17 protein-coding genes are annotated in these 18,129 nt (G+C 64.8%); 10 read left to right on the top strand and 7 right to left on the bottom strand.

Annotated features, from left to right (window positions below):
* Positions 1-44: 44 nt before the first annotated feature.
* From IVB31_RS00185 to IVB31_RS00160, 6 genes are all read right to left on the bottom strand, one after another.
* Positions 45-884 carry an HEXXH motif-containing putative peptide modification protein gene (locus IVB31_RS00185; protein WP_247317197.1) on the bottom strand — a complete coding sequence of 280 codons (840 nt, stop codon included), beginning with the start codon at positions 882-884 and terminating at the stop codon, positions 45-47.
* 22 nt (positions 885-906) lie between these two features.
* Positions 907-2,337 carry a hypothetical protein gene (locus tag IVB31_RS00180; protein ID WP_247317194.1) on the bottom strand — a complete coding sequence of 477 codons (1,431 nt, stop codon included), beginning with the start codon at positions 2,335-2,337 and terminating at the stop codon, positions 907-909.
* Positions 2,334-3,494, bottom strand: coding sequence for a radical SAM protein (locus tag IVB31_RS00175; protein ID WP_247317191.1), 1,161 nt, complete (start codon positions 3,492-3,494; stop codon positions 2,334-2,336). The genes IVB31_RS00180 and IVB31_RS00175 overlap by 4 nt, the downstream gene beginning before the upstream one ends.
* Positions 3,491-5,458, bottom strand: coding sequence for a RiPP maturation radical SAM C-methyltransferase (locus IVB31_RS00170; protein WP_247317187.1), 1,968 nt, complete (start codon positions 5,456-5,458; stop codon positions 3,491-3,493). Before IVB31_RS00170 ends, IVB31_RS00175 begins: the two co-directional genes overlap by 4 nt.
* Positions 5,455-6,513, bottom strand: coding sequence for a radical SAM/SPASM domain-containing protein (locus tag IVB31_RS00165; RefSeq protein ID WP_247317185.1), 1,059 nt, complete (start codon positions 6,511-6,513; stop codon positions 5,455-5,457). The genes IVB31_RS00170 and IVB31_RS00165 overlap by 4 nt, the downstream gene beginning before the upstream one ends.
* Positions 6,514-6,597: 84 nt before the next feature.
* Positions 6,598-6,855, bottom strand: a complete 258-nt coding sequence (locus IVB31_RS00160) for a hypothetical protein (RefSeq protein WP_247317184.1) — start codon at positions 6,853-6,855, stop codon at positions 6,598-6,600.
* A gap of 269 nt (positions 6,856-7,124) precedes the next feature.
* Between IVB31_RS00160 and IVB31_RS00155 the strand changes: the two genes are divergently transcribed.
* The 10 genes from IVB31_RS00155 (at position 7,125) to IVB31_RS00110 (ending at position 16,476) form a co-directional block, all read left to right on the top strand.
* Positions 7,125-7,574 (top strand): (2Fe-2S)-binding protein, encoded by a 450-nt coding sequence (locus IVB31_RS00155; protein WP_247317182.1) that lies wholly within the window; start codon positions 7,125-7,127, stop codon positions 7,572-7,574.
* An 11-nt stretch (positions 7,575-7,585) separates the two neighbouring features.
* The gene (locus IVB31_RS00150) at positions 7,586-9,772 is read left to right on the top strand and encodes a molybdopterin cofactor-binding domain-containing protein (RefSeq protein WP_247317180.1); all 2,187 of its coding nucleotides are present in this window, start codon (positions 7,586-7,588) and stop codon (positions 9,770-9,772) included.
* Positions 9,773-9,826: 54 nt separating this feature from the next.
* The gene (locus IVB31_RS00145) at positions 9,827-11,095 is read left to right on the top strand and encodes an NAD(P)/FAD-dependent oxidoreductase (RefSeq protein ID WP_247317179.1); all 1,269 of its coding nucleotides are present in this window, start codon (positions 9,827-9,829) and stop codon (positions 11,093-11,095) included.
* A 198-nt stretch (positions 11,096-11,293) separates the two neighbouring features.
* Positions 11,294-11,728, top strand: a complete 435-nt coding sequence (gene soxX / locus IVB31_RS00140; protein ID WP_247319306.1) for a sulfur oxidation c-type cytochrome SoxX — start codon at positions 11,294-11,296, stop codon at positions 11,726-11,728.
* Positions 11,729-11,736: 8 nt separating this feature from the next.
* Positions 11,737-12,204, top strand: coding sequence for a SoxY-related AACIE arm protein (locus IVB31_RS00135; RefSeq protein ID WP_247317177.1), 468 nt, complete (start codon positions 11,737-11,739; stop codon positions 12,202-12,204).
* Entirely contained in the window at positions 12,204-12,521 is a 318-nt protein-coding gene (soxZ, locus tag IVB31_RS00130; protein WP_247317175.1) for a thiosulfate oxidation carrier complex protein SoxZ, read from the top strand. The genes IVB31_RS00135 and soxZ overlap by 1 nt, the downstream gene beginning before the upstream one ends.
* Entirely contained in the window at positions 12,518-13,297 is a 780-nt protein-coding gene (gene soxA, locus IVB31_RS00125) for a sulfur oxidation c-type cytochrome SoxA (RefSeq protein WP_247317171.1), read from the top strand. The genes soxZ and soxA overlap by 4 nt, the downstream gene beginning before the upstream one ends.
* An 82-nt stretch (positions 13,298-13,379) precedes the next feature.
* The gene (locus IVB31_RS00120) at positions 13,380-14,705 is read left to right on the top strand and encodes an extracellular solute-binding protein (protein ID WP_247317168.1); all 1,326 of its coding nucleotides are present in this window, start codon (positions 13,380-13,382) and stop codon (positions 14,703-14,705) included.
* The gene (locus tag IVB31_RS00115) at positions 14,702-15,640 is read left to right on the top strand and encodes a sugar ABC transporter permease (RefSeq protein ID WP_247317166.1); all 939 of its coding nucleotides are present in this window, start codon (positions 14,702-14,704) and stop codon (positions 15,638-15,640) included. Before IVB31_RS00120 ends, IVB31_RS00115 begins: the two co-directional genes overlap by 4 nt.
* An 11-nt stretch (positions 15,641-15,651) precedes the next feature.
* A complete protein-coding gene (locus IVB31_RS00110) occupies positions 15,652-16,476 on the top strand; it encodes a carbohydrate ABC transporter permease (RefSeq protein ID WP_247319302.1) in 825 nt (274 codons plus the stop codon).
* On the opposite strand, the gene IVB31_RS00105 is transcribed toward IVB31_RS00110, so the two are convergent.
* Positions 16,477-18,129 carry a regulator gene (locus IVB31_RS00105; protein ID WP_247317164.1) on the bottom strand — a complete coding sequence of 551 codons (1,653 nt, stop codon included), beginning with the start codon at positions 18,127-18,129 and terminating at the stop codon, positions 16,477-16,479.

The following is an 18,129-nucleotide window of genomic DNA, read 5'->3' as shown; positions in this document are numbered from 1 at the left end:
CGAGGATTGGCGCCTGGAACCCGGCCGGCGGCGCGGCGGGCCGATCAGCAACGCTCGGTCGCCAGCATCTTCCGGCTGCTTGCCAGCACGTCGCTGCACCAGGCGAAGAACGCGCCGAGGAAGTCGCAGCCGGCCGCGTCGGTGCGGGCGTGCTGCCGCAATGTCTCGAACCCCTGCTCCATCCGGGAGGCATTGCGCGCGAGCAGCGCGCGGATGTCGCTGCGGACTTGCGGATCGTCTTCCTGTTCGAGCATATGCACGTCGAGCTGGGTGACGTGGATGAACGAATATTGCGCGTGCAGGACGGCCGTCATCGGACGCGGCCGGTCGACCACGATCGGGCTGGGATAAAGCTCGTCTTGCGGATTGCCGATGATCCGGATCGCATTCTCATTGGCGACGCCGAATGCCCTCAGCTTGTGATGGGCCATTTCATGGACGATCGCCTGCGCGATCGCGAGTGGGCAATTGACCGTGAGGCCGATGACGCCGAACCGCGCATCGACCGAATGGCTGGCCGAGCCGAGACGGCCGGGCCCCTCGGTCGGCTGCTCGGTGTCGTGGTAGCACTGAACGGTGTGCACGATATCAGGCCATTGCTTCGCGGCGAGCGGCCAGCGGCCGACGTAGTGGAGCGCCTGCTCCATTGCCGCGACGGCTTGCGCGTCGGGGACAAACCGCGGCGCGGGGAGCAAGGGATCCTCGGTGCGCAGCGCAACCCTGCCTTCCGCAATGGCCGGCGCGTCGCCTACCGGCGGCCGCAGCGGAGGCAGCGGCCGCCACGGCGTCGACTCGGTTTCGACCAGGCCGAGGGCGACGGCGGTATCGTAGCCGTCGGCCTGTGGACGTGCCGTGCGTTCCCAGTCAATCGATGTCGCGTCCATGGCGAGTTCTCCTTCGAACCGGTCAGTGCGGGCGACCACTCGGCGCCGAGAGGGCCGCGGACACACGCCCTGCGCGCCCGGGCAGCAAGGCAAGCCCCATCGTTACGGCAAGCGTATCCATGTCCTTGTGCCGGTGCAGCGAGCGGTCGGTGCCGATCACGATCACCGATCTCGCGATCGCGCGGACGGCGGCAAGCGCTTCGCGGCAGTCAAGCCGCTCCGGATCGACGAAGGCGAGATCGATGCCGTCCGGCGCAAGACGCGACAACGCCGCAAGCGCCTCGATGCTGGGTCCACTAAGCACCGGCAATGACGCACCGAGGCGCCGGCGCGAGGCCCCTGCTGCCGCGGCATCTTGCTCGGTGCCATATAATCTCAGCCTTGGCTTTGTCTGGGAGATCAGCTCCAGCAACAATCCATCGCCACATCCGACGTGCACGGCCGATGCAGCGCGGCGCAGCGCCGCGGTCTGCTCCCAGACCACGGTGCTGAAGCGCGAGCGCATGGCGAAAGGATTTTCGAAGCCGGCCGCTTCAAATCCGACTCCGAGTTCGGTGAGGATGTCGGCGCTATCCGCGGACTTCACGGTCGCGGCTGCTGCCCCCACGCGTTTTGCCGGGCGTGTCGCCGCTGTGCCGTGACGCGGCGATGTGTCCTCGTCGGACAGCCACGTGCAGCGAAATGCAGCCGTCGTGACCTCGGCGATGCCATTGACCAGCGACGCAACGACCGGCCAATCCGCGATCTCGTCGAGCCAGCTCATTTCCTCGGCGAATCCCAACTCGCGGCCGAGATTGAGAAACGCGCGCGACTGATCGCGCGTGGCGGAACAATCCGCCGCGCACGGCCCGTGCCTTATTGGTCCCAATCCCAGCACCGCCAGGGCGACGTAGGCAGGCACGGCCGTTTTGTGCCCGCGTGCGAGCAGGCGGGCCAGCGGATCACTTCCACCCTGCCGAAGGTAGTCCGCCCACGATTTTGCGCAGCACGGAGGATAGCCGAACCGTATCGCCGCTTGCTCCAGGCCATCGGCCGCCGGCTCGGCGATCGATGCATCGAGCGGCGCAGCGCCGATCAGGAAGGCATAGTCGAGCAGTCGCTTCGGGTCGTCAATCGACGCTTCAAGCGGCCAGTCGGCGGCATAACCGAGCGACGCCTTGATCGGCTTGGCGTCGAGTCCGATCGAGCGGGCCCGCTCCGTCAGGGCGCCGATGCCATCATGGCCGGTCCAGAGCACTGCCGCCGGAATGCGCTTCCGACGGACCATCTCCAGCTCGATTGCGAGCGCCACCTCGCCGAGACGCTCGAGACGCGGCTGCCAGAGTGCGCGCGTCTGCGGGCCGCTGAAACTGATGCGCTGCGCGGCCGCCTTGGCGATGTCGGCTTCGCGCGGTGTGGCCGCAAGCGGAGGACGGGGCCAGGTCAACGAACATGTCAGCAGCGCGGCCGTCATGGTGTGCCCGCCTGCTTGATCAGCGAATGCAAGGTCGGATTGTCACCGATCGACCAGGCCGCGATCATCTTCGCTTCGAGATCGGACCGGCGCTCCGACCGGCTGATCGCGGTTTCTCCGTTCGCGAGCAGTTCGGTCTCGATGTCCTCGAACAGACCGAACCACACCGGGCAATCGATCGAGCGCATGCGCCAGTCGCCGCCGATCGCGGTGCCCGGACAATTGCCCTTGCAGGCGAGGAAGAACCGGCACCCCTGGCATCCACCATCGGCCTGCGGCGTGCGGTAAAGCGAGAGCTGGCGCTCGAAAGCCTCGCGGCCGGCGCGCATATGGGTCACGCCATCCTTGTTGGTGCGGCCGCAATTGCCGAGCCGGCCATCGCTCTCGACGCCGACCACGGCGCGGGTTGCATAGGGATCGCAGGCGTGGAAGACGCACGAGGTTTGGGCGTCGTCTCCCCCGAGCATCGCCGCCATCTCGGCAAAGATGTCGAATTGAACTGATGGCAGCTCCTGCTCGAACCGCTTGAGGCGCCGCAGAGCGACAAGGTTCTCCTGCGCGGTGAGAGCGAGGCCCTCGCCGGCTTCCGTTTCGTCCTGCTCCAGCAGATGCAGGCGCAACTTGCGCACACCGATGCCGCCGAGAAATCCGATCCACGCGCACAGCACGTTCAACCGATCCGGCGCCGCGTTCATCCGGTTCAGAGTCACGATCACGTTCGGCGGCATGCCCTCCCGGCACAGCGTCTCGATCGCCGCCTCGATGCGCGCGGTCGCACGCCGCGTCGCCGGCAGGTTGCCGGCCCAGCGGGCATCGTTGAGCGGCCCCGGCCCGTCGATCGAGATGCCGATGCGCACGTGGTATTTCCTGAAAAGCTCGATGTCGCGTTCTTCGATCAGCGTTCCGTTGGTCTGCATGCCGACGCCGCCATAGCGGTCGAATCCGAGCTGCATCAGGCGTTCGAGATCGGAGCGACGCGTCAACATGATCTCGCCGCCGAACAGGCTGAACGGCTCCGCCAATTTGTCCAGCGTCGCGATGATCGCATCGAGATCGTAGCGCGTCGGCACATTGCCGGCGGTGCGGATGCCCTCCTGATAGCAGTAGCGGCACTTGATGTTGCACTTGTCGCCGAGCGGGCGGACTTCGACGGTCATGGCTCCACCTGCTCAAGCACCACGGGTTCATCGCGGACGTCCGTCAAGCTTGCATATCGCTCGCCTTCGTCATCCTGAACCGCCGCACGTCCGCGCGGCAGCACGAAGCCGAGCGGAAACTCGGCCCGGGCCTCCGCATCGAAGATCTCTCGACCGGCCTCGGTGACGAGCGACAACATCCTGCCGTCGATCTCGATCGCGAACCGCCGCATCAGAAGCGCATCCATGGCGGCCTCGATCGATGCCGCGTCGAAACGACCGGCGAACTGCGCGACGGAGTTCGGCCGGGTGGAGGGATTGCGCAGCCAATTGAGTATGGCGATCTCGACCGGTGTCGGGCAATAGAACGGCTGAAGCGCACATGCCCGCGTGTCGCTGACGAGATGAGCGGCGCCGACGGCCGTCATCGTCAACTGCGGGGCGAAGGGCTGGTCGAACCATCGCGCGCGCCACGTCGCACTTGCGGCCTTCAGCGCCACCAAATCCTGCTCGCGCGCGGCCTCGGGCGCGTCGCCTTCGAAGAAATAGGCAAGGTCGGCGAGATCCTCGTCGGGGACGTCGTAGATCGCGCCGTAGGCCGGCATCGGCGTCACGTTGTAAAAACCGATCGCGGCGGCACGTTCGAAATTGGGGCTGAACCGGTCGAGCCGAATACGGCCGCAGCCGACCGGCGGCTGAAGATGTTCGAGCAGCGGGGCCATTTCGGCGACGGCGTCGTAGGCGTCGCGCGGCTCGCCGGGAAATCCGTACAGGATCGACCAGACGAGGCCGACGCCGAGCTCGCGGCAGTTGCGCAGGAGACGCAGATTGAGCAGGGCGCTCACGCCCTTGCGCATGAGATGCAGCACCGGATCGGACAGGCTCTCGATGCCGGGCTGCAACCAGACCGCGCCCGCGAGCGCCAGCTTCTCGAGCTGCGCCTCGTCCATATTGGCCTTGATCTCGTAGAAGAAGCGAAAGCCGCGCGACGGGCGCTCTGCGAGCTTGCCCAGCACGCCGTCGATGTGGCTCATGCCCAGGATGTTGTCGGTCGCGGCGAACCGGCCGATCCCGAACTGCGCATGCAGCGTCTCGATCTCGTCGAGCACGCGCGGCGCAGACTTGGCCCTGAACGCCATGCCCTCCCCGTTCAGGCCGCAGAAAGTGCAATGGTGCTTCTGGCCCCACCAGCAGCCGCGCGAGGATTCGAACGGAATGGAGGGGCGCACGCGCGCGGCTTCGGACAGCTCGGCCAGTTGCGCGAAATAGTCGGCGTAGTCGGGGATCGGCAGCGCATCCATCGCGGTCGGTCCGACGGCCACCCCGGAGGGAGGCTGGTCGCGGCACAGGCAGCCCGGCATGCAGCTAGGCTGTTCTCCGCGCAGGATCGCCTCGACGGCCGGCCCGAACACATTGTCGGCCTCGCCGTTGAAGACATAGTCGATCTGCGCAAAGTTCTTCAGCAGCACTGCGCCCATCGGCCCGTGGCAATTGGCGCCGCCGAAGCAGATCACGACGGACGGATCACGCGCCTTGACCGCAGCCGCGATCGCCAGCGAGGCGACCGTCTGCTCGAACATCGAGGTGAAGCCGATGATCTTGGGATTGCGTGCGAGCAGCCGGTCGGCCGCTTCCGCCACGAAGGACGGGATCAGGTTGCGGCGGATCTCGTAAAGCTGTGCGAGCCCCTTGCGCTCGATCGCGACACCGAGCTCGCTGATATGGCGCAGCGCCTGCGACCGGTCGGGCCGCGTGCCCAGGCAGTCGCCGAACAGCCAATCGCCCGCAAGGAGGTGGCTCGGCAGCTTCTCCGCGAGCTGCTCGTTCAGATCGAGCCCGATCCGGTCAGCGAAGACCAGATTGAGATAGAGCGACTCGGCACGAATACCCTTCTCCCGCAACAGCGCCTGCAACAGGCCGAGCGCAGCCGACGGACGCACCACGGACATCACCGGCGCCGAGCAGAAGAGCACATCGACGCTCATTGGACCGCCACGACGTTCGCAGGCCCGGCCTGCCGGTCCAGCAGGATCTCGCAGGTCTCGATCTGGCTGCGCCGCGCTTCGGCGGCGGCGCGCACGCGCGCCAGCAGTTCTGGCGAGCGAAAGATACGATCGCAGGCGGTGCAGATGCCGTCGAAATCCTCCACGCGCATCGGCGCGGGATCGTCGGCCGTGACGGCGGCGAGAATAGCGACCGGCCCTTCGAGCCTGATCCATCGATAGAGCGGATCGTCGGCGGCTGCCCGCATGGCGGCTTCGATCCCCTCTTCGGCGATGTGGCCGACCTTCAGGGAGTCGTAGTGCGGAAGCACACCGCAGCAGGGCCGGATGCCGCCGTCGTGATCGACCGTGACCGTGTGGAGAACGGACTCGCAGGGCCCCCGATATGCCGACGCATGGTGAACGCGCCCCGCCTGCGTGTCCTCGTCCGTGCCCTCACCGCGCCCGGTGGAGTTGGCGACCGTCTCATAGATGTTGATTCCGGGCTCGTCCTGAAGGCCAAGGTCGGCGCGCAGGCTGGCGGCGGTGATCTTCGAACCCGCCTCGACCACCACCGCGATCCTGAGCAACAGGCCGCACCCCCGCGCCGCCGCGACCGCGTTGGCGATGAAGTTCAGCGGCACGAATTCGGCGTGCGGATCGTCATAAGACAATGTCATTTCAGTGAGACCGGCGGTGCGCAATTGGCGAACAGCCGCCGTCGCGCGCGCGGGGGACTTGGCCCAGAACGCGCTCGTGGTGATGCCGGCACGCAAGCCCAGCGATGCGGCCAGCGTCACCGCGTCGGCAACGATGTCCGCATGCAGCATCGGGTCGCCCCCGACGAAATGCACGATCTCCATCGACGGTATCTCCGCAGCCTGCTGAATGCAGCGATGAACGTCAGCGGCGGAGAGATGGCCGCCGTGAAACATGTCAGATGAAAAGCAGCAGTGCGAACATTTGAGCGGGCATTTCAAGGTGACATTCAGAACAAGATTGGTAGGCGTCACCCTGGCCGCACGTAAATCGGATAAATATTCTGCGCCGAGCGCCATGGCCGACGACCCCATATCCCGGCTGCCCGGCGAACCGGTCAGCCGGCCATCATGATCTGCCGACGAAAAATGTACCGAGCCGGATCAGATTGGGATGTCGATATGAATCGTGCCGGCCTGGACGCCGCCGCTGCGCGAGGCCAGCTTGCCCCGCAGCATCGACGCGGTCTGGTCGTCGAGCTGAACGCCCACGCTATTCAAGTAAGACACCGGATCCTTGGCGACGTCGCTCGCAAGACCGAGCAGATCCGCATGGGACGTGAGTCCGGCAGGTGACTTGGCTTTGAGATCGGTACCTGACGCAAGAACTTTTTCGAGATCAATTGTAACGATGCGACCCATGGCGCTTCTCCCTTAGGATGGACTAATAATCCATCAAACGCAAAGGTTGTACAACGCCCCCTATTAGTCAAATGAATTCGCTGCGGCCAAGCGCTGCGGCCATGCACGGCCATTCACACGCCGCAACACCGCGAGTGCGACATTCTTCCCTGCCCATACCAGCCTCGTTGACGGCCACCCCTCGGACTATTGATTTGAACAGTTCCAATTTGCCGGACACATTGCGCCCCTGAGTCCAATCGGTGGATTGGACCAATCAGGGGACTGCGATGGCAAACCTTACAATCAACGAAAAAACCTTCACACTCGACGTCGAGCCGGATACGCCGCTGCTGTGGGCAATCCGCGAGAATGCCGGCCTGACCGGCACCAAATATGGTTGCGGCATTGCACAATGCGGCGCCTGCACCGTTCACATCGACGGGGTCGCCACCCGCTCCTGCGGGGTTTCGGTCAGCGAGGCCGTGGGCAAGAAGATCACCACGATCGAGGGGCTCGCCTCAGCCAGCTCGCTGCACAAGGTGCAGGAAGCCTGGATCGCCCAGGACGTGCCGCAATGCGGCTATTGCCAGAGCGGCATGATCATGGCGGTGGCGGCGCTTCTCACCGAGAAGCCAAAGCCGACCGACGCCGACATCGACGAGGCCATCACCAATATCTGCCGCTGCGGCACCTTCCAGCAGGTGCGCGAAGCGATCCACACGATCGCAAGCGCGTAAGGAGCCGCCACATGAACAAGCATGTCTCTCCCCGAATGAACCGCCGCGCCTTCGTCATCGGCACCGCCGCGGTCGGCGCAGGTCTCGCAATCGGCCTCGACATCCCCTTCGGCGGCCCAGCAATAGTACGCGCCGCCGACGGCTCGCCCGAGATCGGCGCCTGGGTCGTGGTCCGGCCCGACGACACTGTCGTGATCCGCATCGCCCGCTCCGAGATGGGCCAGGGCTCGCTCACAGGTCTCGCCCAGCTCGTCGCCGAGGAGCTCGAATGCGACTGGTCGAAGGTCTCGACCGAATATCCGACACCCGGCCAGAGCGTCGCTCGCAAGCGCGTCTGGGGCGATTTCTCCACCGGCGGCAGCCGCGGCATCCGCTCCTCGCACGACTATGTCCGCAAGGGCGGCGCCACAGCGCGCGTGATGCTGATCCAGGCCGCCGCCGAGGCATGGAAGGTGCCGGCGTCCGAATGCACGGCCGCCAACAGCGTCATCACCCATACGCCGTCGGGCAAGACCACGACCTACGGCAAGGTCGCCGAGGCCGCGGCCAAGCTGACGCCACCGGCCGACGTCAAGCTGAAGGACCCCAAGGACTGGAAGCTGATCGGCAAGGGCGTGAAGCGGCTCGACACCGCCGACAAGACCACCGGCACCATGATCTACGGCATCGATGTCAAGCTGCCGGGCATGCTGAACGCCGCGATCAAGGACTGCCCGGTGTTCGGCGGCAAGCTGAAAAGCTTCGACGAAGCCAAGGTCACCGGGATGAAAGGCGTCAAGAAGGTCGTCAAGGTCGGCGATACCGCGGTCGCGGTCGTTGCCGACACCTGGTGGCACGCCAAGACTGCGCTGGAAGCGCTGCCGATCGTCTGGGACGAGGGCGACAACGCCAAGGTCTCGAGCGAGTCGATTGCGAAATGGCTGGCTGAAGGTCTCGACAATGCGCAGCCGGCCTATGTCGGCAACAAGAACGGCGACGCCAAAGCGGCGATTGCCGGTGCCGCCAAGAAGATCGAGGCCATCTACAGCTATCCCTATCAGAACCACGCCACCATGGAGCCGATGAACGCCACGGCGGTTTACACGGCGGACAAATGCGAGGTCTGGTGCGGCACGCAGAATGGCGAGGCGGTTTTCGCGGCGGTGCTGGAGGCCTCGGGCCTGCCGGCGGAGAAGTGCGACGTCTACAAGGTGATGCCGGGCGGCGGCTTCGGCCGGCGCGGTCAGACCGACTATGTCCGCCAGGCCGTCACGATCGCCAAGGAGATGCCGGGCACGCCGATCAAGCTGTTATGGTCGCGCGAAGAGGACATGGCGCACGGCAGGTATCACCCGATCACCCAGTGCAAGATGACCGGCGCGTTCGATGCCGACAACAACCTCGTGGCCCTGCACTACCGCCTGTCCGGACAATCGATCCTGTTCTCGCTGCGCCCCGAAGCGCTGCAGAACGGCATGGATCCGGCGGCGTTCCAGGGCGTCGCCCAATCCGGCGAGGCCGCGTTCGGCTATTCGGTGCCGAACCTCCTGGTCGAGCATGCGATGCGCAATCCGCACGTTCCGCCCGGCTTCTGGCGTGGCGTCAACGTCAATCACAACGCGATCTACATGGAGTGCTTCATGGACGAGCTGGCCCAGGCCGCAGGCCAGGACCCGCTCGAATTCCGCCGCAAGCTGATGGGCAATCACCCCAAGCATCTGGCGGTGCTCAACGCGGTCGCCGAGAAGATCGGCTGGAGCACGCCGGCGCCGCAGGGCGTCTATCGCGGCATCGCGCAGGTGATGGGCTATGGCAGCTATGTCGCCGGCGCCGCCGAAATCTCGGTGAGCGACGGCAACAAGATCAAGGTGCATCGCATCGTCGCCTCCACCGATCCCGGCTACGTCGTCAACCCGGCACAGGTGGAGCGGCAGATCGCCGGCTCCTTCGTCTATGGCCTCTCCGCGCTGTTCTACGGCGGCTGCACCGTCAAGGACGGCAAGATCGAGCAAACCAACTTCGACACCTACAATTCGATGCGCATCAACGAGATGCCGAAGGTGGAATCGGTGATGGTGCCGAGCGGCGGATTCTGGGGCGGCGTCGGCGAGCCGACCATCGGCGTCGCGGCGCCGGCGGTGCTCAACGCCTACTTCGCGGCCACGGGCAAACGCATCCGCTCGGTGCCGCTGCGCGACCAGAACATCACCTTCGCCTGAGCCACGCCGCGGCGGTCGTAATGGCCGCCGCGGTACACTTTCCGGATAATAACCATGAATACGCCGGTGACACGACGGAATGCCATCATCGGCATCACCGCGGCAACAACGCTCACCGTACCTTCCATCCTGCGCGCCCAATCAACGGGGCGCGTTGTCGTGGTCGGCGGCGGCTTTGGCGGCGCTGCTTGCGCCCGCGCGCTAAAGCGCGCGCAGGAAAATCTGCAAGTCATCCTGATCGAACCCAATGCGGTCTTCACCTCTTGCCCCTTCAGCAACGAGGTGATTGCCGGCCTGCGCGACATCAAAGCTCAGCAATTTGGCTATGACGCGCTCGGCGCCGAGGGCGTCACCGTGATCAGTCAGGCCGTAACCACGATCGAGCCGCAGCAACGCAGCGTCCTGACGGCCGATGGCGTTGCGCTGCCCTATGACCGTCTGGTCCTCTCGCCCGGCATCGACTTTCACTTCGAAGCCCTGCCCGGCTACGACGACGCTGCATCGGACAAGATGCCGCACGCCTGGAAGGCCGGCGCGCAGACGCTGCTGCTGCGCCGACAACTGGAAGCGATGGAGGACGGCGGCACGGTCGCCATCGCAATTCCAGCCAATCCCTCGCGCTGCCCGCCCGCGCCTTACGAACGCGCCAGCCTGATCGCGCATTATTTGAAAACGACGAAGCCGCGCTCGAAAGTCCTGATCCTCGATGCCAAAGACAGTTTCTCCCAGCAGCGGCTATTCGAGAAGGCGTGGAAGGAGCTTTACGGCGACATGATCGAGCGCATCGCGCTGTCGCAAGGCGGCCGCGTCACCTCCGTCGATCCTTCGACCAGGACCATCGTCACCGAATTCGGCAATTACAACCCCGACGTCGCCAACGTCATTCCGCCGCAACGTGCCGGGCGCATCGCCGGGATCGCGGGCGCCACGGATGCGACCGGCTGGTGCCCGATCGACCCTGTTACCTTCGAGTCAAAACTCGTCCAGAACATCCACGTCATCGGCGATGCCTGCCTCGGCGGCGGCATTCCCAAATCGGCATCGGCCGCGAGCGCGCAAGGCAAGGCTTGCGCCGCCGCGATCGTGAACCTGCTTGCCGGCCGAGCGCCGGAGGCGCCGCGATTGACGGGCGTCTGCTACAACATCGCCGCCCCCGGTTACGGCTTTTCACTCGCCGGCAACTACCAGCCAAAGGGCGACATCTTCGCCGAGGTCGAGGGCGGCTCGACCAGCCCGGTCGATGCCCCGCGCGAACTGCGCGCCCGCGAGGCGACTGAAGCCGAGCGCTGGTTTCAAACCATCACGGCGGACACGTTCGGCTAGCACATGATCGGACCAAGCTGTCGCCACGAACGCGGTGCGCTCCCTCCCCCGCCTGCGGGGGAGGGCTGGGGAGAAGGTGTCTCCACGCGCGAGACCCCCCGAGTGGAAAGAGTCCTCACCCGCCGCTTCGCGGCCTCTCCCGCAAGCGGGAGAGGTAAGACGGGCACGTGGCTCGATCTCACTTCTCACACCTGCTCGATTTTCGCTGCGCTTGTCACCATAACCCTTGCACCCGCCACCGTCGCGAGCGCAGAGGAACTCACCTCCTACAAAATCGTCGGCGACGGCATTCCCGCCTCCCTCACCGGCGCGCCCGGCGATGCCGCGCGTGGCCGCGCGCTGGTGCTCGCGCGCACGACGACCTGCATCCTCTGCCATTCCGGGCCCTTCACGGAGACACGGTTCCAGGGCGACCTTGCACCTGATCTCACCGGCTCCGGGAACCGCTGGTCAGCGAGCCAGTTGCGGCTTCGACTGGTCGATGCGGCGCGCTTCAATCCGGACACCATCATGCCGTCCTATTATCGCAACGACCACTTCGTGCGCGTCGGGCGCAATTTCGCCGGCAAGCCGATCTTATCGGCGGTGGAGATCGAGGACATCGTGGCCTTTCTTGCAACGCTTCGGGACTAGGACTGTTCATGCCCACCACGCGACGACAATTCTTGAGCATCGCCGGCGGCGTCGCGGCCGCCGGGTCGATCCCGATCGTCACCCTGCGGCCGCTCGAGGCGACACCGGCGATGCTCACGACCGCGATCCGCAACGTCGTCGGTGAAGCACCGGTACGCACCGGCAAGGTGAAGCTCGACATTCCGCCACTGGTCGAGAACGGCAACACGGTGCCGATGACGGTGAGCGTCGCCAGCCCAATGACGGCGGACGACTACGTCAAGAGCATCCACGTCTTCAACGAGAAGAACCCGCAGCCGAACGTCGGCAATTTCCATCTCGGCCCTTCGTCCGGCCGCGCCCAAATCTCGACCCGGATCCGCCTTGCCGACACCCAGAAGGTGGTGGCGATCGCGCGCCTGTCCGACGACACGTTCTGGCAGGTCACGGCCGAAATCGTCGTGACGCTGGCCGCCTGCACCGAGGAGATGAATTGATGGCCGCGCTCATCAATGTTCCGGCAAAAGCCAAACGTGGCGACATCATCGAGATTCGCACCCTGACCTCGCACATCATGGAAACCGGCTTCCGCCACACCGCGGACGGCGCGCTGGTGCCGCGCGACATCATCACGAGTTTCACCTGCCGCTACAATGGGACCGAGGTCTTTCGCGCCGATCTCTTCCCGGCGATCGCTGCGAACCCATATTTGTCCTTCTTCACCGTCGCGAAGGAAAGCGGCAAGTTCGAATTCGAGTGGATCGGCGACAACGGCTATTCGTCGAGCGCATCGGCGTCGATCACGGTCGAATGATCTTTTGGCGCGCGATAGCGGCGGCAACATTGTTGGCCGCAGCCCCTGCCCTGCTCGCCGGTGAAATTCCGCCCGATGCGCGCCGCTCCGGCTATTCTTTCATGGGCCCCGACACGCGCGCGATGCAGGACGACGATACCTCAAATCCGGGCATGCTGTTCGTGCTCGATGGCGAAACGCTGTGGGGCAAGAAGACCGGCAGCGCGGAGAAAGCCTGCGCTGATTGCCATGGCGATGCCCGCAGCAGCATGAAGGGCGTCGCGGCGCGCTATCCCGCCTTCGACAAGGCGCTGACGCGCCCCGTCACGCTCGACCAGCGCATCAATCTTTGCCGCAGCAATCATCAGCAGGCGACGCCGCTGCCCTATGAGAGCCGCGACCTGCTGGCGCTGTCGGCCTTCATCGCTCACCAGTCCCGCGGCGTCGCGATCACCACCGGCGACGATCCAGAGCTCAAGCCGTTCGTCGCACAGGGCCGCGACCTCTTCACGCAGCGCGAGGGTCAACTCAACCTCGCCTGCACCAATTGCCACGACGACAACTACAGCAAGCATCTTGCCGGCGCACCGGTCACGCAGGGGCAGCCGACCGGCTATCCGCTTTACCGGCTGGAATGGCAGACGCTGGGGTCGCTGGAGCGGCGGCTGCGCAGTTGCATGAGCGGCGTCCGCGCCCAGGCCTATGATTACGGCGCGCCCGAGCTGGTTGCGCTCGAGCTTTATCTGATGTCACGGGCGCGCGGCCTGCAGATGGAAACACCCGCGGTGCGTCCCTGAGTCCACAAGATTAGGACTAGGCAGGCGTGGCACGGCCGCTAGTATCCCTCCCAAAGAAAATGAATCGAAGGAGGGACTTGAAGTGGCCAACCTCAACATCTCGCGCCGTACGCTGTTGACGGGCACAGCCGCGGCCGGCGCGCTCAGCCTGACCGGACTGCCGGCGCGCGCCGAGGTCAATTGGAAAAAATACGCCGGGACCAAGCTGGAGGTGATTCTCGCCAAGGGTCCGCGCGGCGACAACCTGCAGAAGAACATCAAGGAGTTCACCGAGCTCACCGGCATCCAGGTGGAATCCGAGCAGATTCCCGAGCAGCAGCAGCGCCAGAAGGTCGTGATCGAGCTCACTTCCGGCCGTCCGAGCTTCGACGTCGTCCATCTCAGCTATCACGTGCAGAAGCGACAGTTCGAGAAGGGCGGCTGGCTCGCCGACATGACGCCATTCCTGAAGGATCCGACGCTGACTGCGCCGGACCTGATCGAGAGCGATTTTTCTGTCGCCGGCCTGCAATACGCCAGGAACGACAAGGGCCAGATGCTGTCACTGCCCTGGTCGGTCGACTATTTCATCCTCTACTACAACAAGGAGCTGTTCCAGAAGAAGGGCGTCGCGGTGCCCAAGACGCTGGACGAAATGGTCGCGGCCGCCGAAAAACTCACCGATGCCAAGGAAGGCATCTACGGCTTCGTCGGGCGCGGCTTGCGCAACGCCAACATGACGTTGTGGACCAACTTCTTCCTCAACTATGGCGGCGAATTCCTCGATGCCAAGGGCAACATCCTGACCGACGGTCCGGAAGCCATCGCCGCGACGAAACTCTACCAGACGCTGCTGACGAAGGTCGCCCCGCCCGGCGTTGCCGGCTTCAATTGGATGGAGTCGATGGCTTCGTTCACGCAAGGACGTTCGGCGATGTGGATCGACGGCGTCGGATGGGCGCCGCCGCTGGAAGATCCGGCAGCCTCCCGCGTCGTCGGCAAGGTCGGCTATACGGTCGTGCCTGCCGGACCGAAGGGGCAATATTCGGCCACCTATGGCGACGGCATCGGCATTGCCGCCGCGAGCAAGAACAAGGAGGCCGCCTATCTGCTCTGCCAATGGGCCGTCTCGAAGCGACAGGGCGCGCGGCTGCTGCAGGCCGGCGGTGGCGTGCCGTTCCGCAACTCGATCCTGAACGATGCAGAGGTCCAAAGCGGTGTGAAGATGCCCAGGGAATGGCTGCAGTCGGTGATCGATTCCGGCAAGATCAGCAAGCTCGGCCTGCCCGTCGTGATCCCCGTCGCCGAATTCCGCGACATCGTCGGCGCGGCACTGACCTCGACCCTGTCAGGCGCCGATCCCGCGACCGAGTTGAAGAAGGCGAACGACCAGTACCGGCCGATCCTGGAGCGCAGCGAAAAAGCGTGAGTGCGTTGACACAATCGACTCCGGCCGCGGCACAGTCCGATGCCGCGCCGGAGAAGGCGTTGCGACCGCCGTCCTACTGGCCGTTCGTGGTGCCGGCGCTGGTCGTCGTGCTCGCCATCATCATCTTCCCGTGGGTCTTCACCATCTGGATGAGCCTGAACGAGTGGAAGGTCGGGTCGGCGACCACCTTCGTCGGGGCTTCCAACTACCTGCGGCTGACGAGCGATCCGCGCTTCCTCGAGGCGGTCGGCCACACCATGGTCTACACCCTGCTGTCGGTGGTGCTGCCCCTGATCCTCGGCACGTTCGCCGCTGTGGTGTTTCACCAGAAATTCCCCGGCCGCGGCTTCCTGCGCGGTGTCTTCATCATGCCGATGATGGCGACGCCGGTCGCGATCGCGCTGGTCTGGACCATGATGTTCCATCCCCAGCTCGGCGTGCTGAATTACCTGCTGTCGCTGGTCGGGATCCCCGCACAGCTCTGGGTCTTTCATCCCGCAACCGTCATTCCCTCGCTGGTGCTGGTCGAGACCTGGCAATGGACGCCGCTGGTCATGCTGATCGTGCTCGGCGGCCTGGCTGCGATCCCAAGCGAGCCTTACGAGAGCGCCCAGATCGACGGCGCCAGCCTCTGGCAGGTGTTTCGTTTCATCACCCTGCCGCTGATCATGCCGTTTCTGTTCATCGCCGGCATGATCCGCATGATCGATGCGGTGAAGAGCTTTGACATCATCTTCGCGATCACGCAGGGCGGACCGGGCTCGGCGTCGGAGACGATCAATATCTATCTCTACAGCGTCGCCTTCACCTATTACGATCTCGGCTACGGCTCGGCGATCGCGGTCGTGTTCTTCCTGCTGATAATCCTGCTCGCCGCCGTGATGCTCTACGCCCGTCAGCGCATGCTGTGGACCGAAATCACGAGCGGCGCATGAATCCAGGCCATATCAATCTGCGTCAGATCGTCGGCCGGATCGGCCTTTGGCTTTCGGTGCTCGTGATCGTGTCGCCGGCGATTTTGTTTTTCCTCTGGATGGCCTCGTTGTCGCTCAAATTCGAAGTCGACAACGCCGCCTACCCGCCGGTGTTCATCCCCGAGCGCATCGCCTGGAAGAACTATGCCGACGTGCTCGCCTCTAACCGCTTCATGACCTATTTCGTGAACAGCCTGATCGTGACAGGCAGCGCGACGCTGCTTGCGCTGATCGTCGGCGTCCCCGCCGGCTACGGCATCGCGCGCATGGCCGCGCACAAATCCGCGATCGTGATCCTGATCGCCCGCATCACGCCCGGTCTGTCCTATTTGATCCCGCTGTTCCTGCTGTTTCAGTGGCTGGGATTGCTGGGTACGCTGGTGCCGCAGATCATCATCCACCTCGTCGTGACGGTGCCGATCGTGATCTGGATCATGATCGGCTATTTCGAGACCACCCCGATGGAGCTGGAGGAAGCCGCCCTGATCGACGGCGCCACGCGCTGGCAGGTCTTTCGCCACGTCGCACTGCCGATCGCGCGGCCGGGCATCGCGGTCGCCTTCATCCTGGCCGTGATCTTCTCCTGGAACAATTTTGTGTTCGGCATCGTGCTGGCAGGACGAGAGACGCGCACCTTGCCCGTCGCCGTCTACAACATGATCTCGTTCGACCAGTTGAGCTGGGGTCCGCTGGCGGCGGCCGCGCTGATCGTCACCCTTCCGGTGTTGCTGCTGACCGTATTAGCCCAGCGACAGATCGTCGCCGGGCTAACCGCTGGTGCCGTCAAGGGCGGGTAGTTACTCCGCAGGAGCCGCCGACATCTCCGCGTGCGGCACGTAGTGTTCGCTGGTGCGCCGGCTGAGAACGTACAGTCCGGCGGCCACCACGGCGTAGGCGAAGGCGACGGATGGCGTGACCCCGAACCCTCCGCCGATGCCGACGGACTCACCGTGCATGAAGCCGAAATAGGTGAGCACGGCGCCAACCAAGGCGAACGCCGAGGCCTTCTCGAAGTCACGCTCGATGATGAAGACTCCGATCGCGCCCAGGATGAGGCCGCCGAGGATGGAGCCACCGCCCATGATCTCTAGCCCGTGGTAGAACACGCCCTGTTGCGGCAGTGCTGCGATCGCGGCTGTCTTGACCGCGTCGGCCTTGTCGGCGGCCATGCCGCCGACGGTCGCAGCCGCATTCATGGTCGAGCCCAGCATGGTGTCGATCTGGAGCTTGGCCCAGGCCGCAAGATGCGGGGTCAGCGCCAGCACGATCGCGGGGGCGTGCTTGACCGGCGTGGTCTGGAACGCCTGCGCGCCGATGAGCATGCCGATATAGAGCAGAATCGGCGAGATCGCGACGACAGGCACCAGCGCCAGCAGGACCGGGATGATGCCGAACCAGGCCAGCACCACCACCATGATGCCGGTTGCAGCCGAGTAGCCGATGCGGCCGCCCATCGCCTTCCAGCCGGGATGGCCGATATAGACCGCGTTGATGAAGGGATTGCCCATCAGGCAGCCGATCAGGCTGACGACCCCGTCCGCGGTCAGAACCCGCGTGGTCGGATATTCGTCGCCGGCCGCTTCCGCGCTCTCGACGTTATCCATCGCCTCGACCAGGTCATAGATACCGAAGGGAATGGCGGTGACCAGGATGACCCCGAGGAATTCGAAGCCGGAGAAGACCTGGCCCACCGCGGGGATCGGCACCGAGAAGCCGAAACTGGCAAAGGCATCGCCGACGCCCTTGATGCTCAGCCCGCCGAGATTGAGCCCGAACAGGTTCGAGCCCCAGGCGATGACCATGCCGACCGCAATCGCGATCAGGCCCGCCGGAATGCTCTTCGGATACTTCACGCCGCCGAACCAGCTCACCAGGATGATGGCGAAACAGACCAGGCCGATCTGCGGCGTCATGTACATTTCGAGCGCCGGCCGCATCGAGATGAAGGTGACGGAAACACCGGCGAGCGTGCCCAGCAGGGCGGCGCGCGGCGTGATCTTGCGGATGAACGGCGCGATGAAGCCGCCGATCATGAGAATAAAGCTCTGGAAGAACACCCAGACCAGGCCGGCCGACCAGCCCTTGAGGGGATCGCCGGTCTTGATCGTGATCGGCAGCATGATCACGAAGGTGACGATGAACATGTGCGGCACGCTGACGCCCGAGGGCAGCGCGCAGACGTCGTTGCGGCCGGTCTTCTGCGCGAGCTTATAGGCCAGATACGCATAATAGAAGGTCGACAGGCACATCATCAGCCCGAGCGCGGGCAGGATGCGGCCGAACACGAGACTGTCCGGCATTTTCAAAACGAAACGAAGCAGGCCCGTGAGCACCAGCATGTTGACGAGGATGTTGGTGCCGAAGCCGAAAAACGCGTTCCAGTCGCCCGATGTCCATAGTGCCGGCTTGAATTCGGAGGTGCCGGCCGTCCCCGTCGTGCTTGTGCTCAT

The sequence above is a fragment of the Bradyrhizobium sp. 21 genome (genome assembly GCF_023073335.1).
GTDB lineage: Bacteria > Pseudomonadota > Alphaproteobacteria > Rhizobiales > Xanthobacteraceae > Bradyrhizobium.
Note: the sequence above shows the minus strand (reverse complement) of the source record. Positions and strands in the feature narration are given on the sequence as shown.

What these genes read in the sequence shown, in the direction of transcription:
- IVB31_RS00180 (WP_247317194.1), bottom strand. Translation starts at nt 2,337, where the DNA reads ATGACGGCCGCGCTGCTGACATGTTCGTTGACCTGGCCCCGTCCTCCG.
- IVB31_RS00105 (WP_247317164.1), bottom strand. Translation starts at nt 18,129, where the DNA reads ATGAGCACAAGCACGACGGGGACGGCCGGCACCTCCGAATTCAAGCCG.
- IVB31_RS00160 (WP_247317184.1), bottom strand. Translation starts at nt 6,855, where the DNA reads ATGGGTCGCATCGTTACAATTGATCTCGAAAAAGTTCTTGCGTCAGGT.
- IVB31_RS00135 (WP_247317177.1), top strand. Translation starts at nt 11,737, where the DNA reads ATGCCCACCACGCGACGACAATTCTTGAGCATCGCCGGCGGCGTCGCG.
- IVB31_RS00175 (WP_247317191.1), bottom strand. Translation starts at nt 3,494, where the DNA reads ATGACCGTCGAAGTCCGCCCGCTCGGCGACAAGTGCAACATCAAGTGC.
- IVB31_RS00145 (WP_247317179.1), top strand. Translation starts at nt 9,827, where the DNA reads ATGAATACGCCGGTGACACGACGGAATGCCATCATCGGCATCACCGCG.
- IVB31_RS00150 (WP_247317180.1), top strand. Translation starts at nt 7,586, where the DNA reads ATGAACAAGCATGTCTCTCCCCGAATGAACCGCCGCGCCTTCGTCATC.
- IVB31_RS00185 (WP_247317197.1), bottom strand. Translation starts at nt 884, where the DNA reads ATGGACGCGACATCGATTGACTGGGAACGCACGGCACGTCCACAGGCC.
- IVB31_RS00155 (WP_247317182.1), top strand. Translation starts at nt 7,125, where the DNA reads ATGGCAAACCTTACAATCAACGAAAAAACCTTCACACTCGACGTCGAG.
- IVB31_RS00165 (WP_247317185.1), bottom strand. Translation starts at nt 6,513, where the DNA reads ATGGCGCTCGGCGCAGAATATTTATCCGATTTACGTGCGGCCAGGGTG.
- IVB31_RS00170 (WP_247317187.1), bottom strand. Translation starts at nt 5,458, where the DNA reads ATGAGCGTCGATGTGCTCTTCTGCTCGGCGCCGGTGATGTCCGTGGTG.
- soxA (WP_247317171.1), top strand. Translation starts at nt 12,518, where the DNA reads ATGATCTTTTGGCGCGCGATAGCGGCGGCAACATTGTTGGCCGCAGCC.
- soxZ (WP_247317175.1), top strand. Translation starts at nt 12,204, where the DNA reads ATGGCCGCGCTCATCAATGTTCCGGCAAAAGCCAAACGTGGCGACATC.